This is a genomic window from Oleiphilus sp. HI0128, from assembly GCF_001635365.1.
The window spans coordinates 1-1,021 of the sequence record NZ_LWGG01000061.1 but is presented as its reverse complement, the minus strand read 5'-3'; the positions used below and the strand labels follow the sequence as shown (position 1 = coordinate 1,021).

The following is a 1,021-nucleotide window of genomic DNA, read 5'->3' as shown; positions in this document are numbered from 1 at the left end:
GCGGTCGATCTTGCCTTCTTCGTAAGCATCCAACATCACCTTTACAGAACCGATCAGCTCATGTGCTGCAGGTGCGTCACCAAGGTGACTTAATGCAGCAACGACATTACCGCCGTAGCTTTTAAAGAAGCTAATTGCTTTTTGTCCAACCGCGCAAAGATCGACTTCTACTGCGTTATCCGCGTAGTTTTTCATATCTTTAGCAACTTTCTTGAACAAGTTGACGTTCAAACCGCCACACAAACCTCGGTCTGTAGAAACGATGATATAGCCAACACGCTTAACTTCGCGCTCTTGCAAATATAAGTGCTTATATTCTGTGTTCGCATTTGCCAAGTGACTGACAATCGAACGAATTTTTTCTGAGTAGGGCTTACCCAAACTCATACGATCTTGAGCTTTACGCATCTTACTCGCGGCAACCATTTCCATTGCGCTTGTAATTTTCTGCGTGCTTTTTACGCTCGAAATCTGATTTCGTATCTCTTTACCAACGGCCATTTTATATCGCCTTTAAAGTCTTGTTCACTTTGAGGTATAAATGACAGTCGAGTACTGCAGTATTCATAGATCTCCAGTACTCAACAATCGGCTTACCAAGTTTGCGTCGACTTAAATTGCTCAAGAGCTGATTTAATGCCGTCAGCGATATCATTGTTGTAATCGCCTTTTTCGTTAATCTTATCGAGTAATGCTGAATGTTCAGCACTCATGTAAGACAACATTGCATCTTCAAAATCAACAACTTTGTTTACTGGCACATCATCCAAGAAGCCTTCATTAGCGGCATAAAGAACGATACCCATTTCAGCAACGCTTTGTGGGCTGTACTGCTTTTGCTTCATAAGCTCTGTCACACGCTGACCGTGCTCTAGCTGCTTACGTGTTGCATCATCAAGGTCTGATGCGAACTGAGCAAATGCTGCCAATTCACGATACTGAGCCAAAGCCAAACGTACGCTACCACCTAACTTCTTGATGATCTTAGTCTGAGCTGCACCACCAACTCGTGATACCGAAA

General features: G+C 43.3%; 1 protein-coding gene and 1 pseudogene. Both read right to left on the bottom strand.

Annotated features, from left to right (window positions below):
- Positions 1 to 501, bottom strand: a 501-nt coding sequence (locus A3763_RS00855; RefSeq protein ID WP_197482659.1) for a F0F1 ATP synthase subunit gamma, incomplete at its 3' end; no start/stop codon positions are given.
- A 92-nt stretch (positions 502 to 593) separates the two neighbouring features.
- Positions 594 to 1,021: pseudogene (locus tag A3763_RS00850) on the bottom strand (F0F1 ATP synthase subunit alpha); the annotation flags it as partial.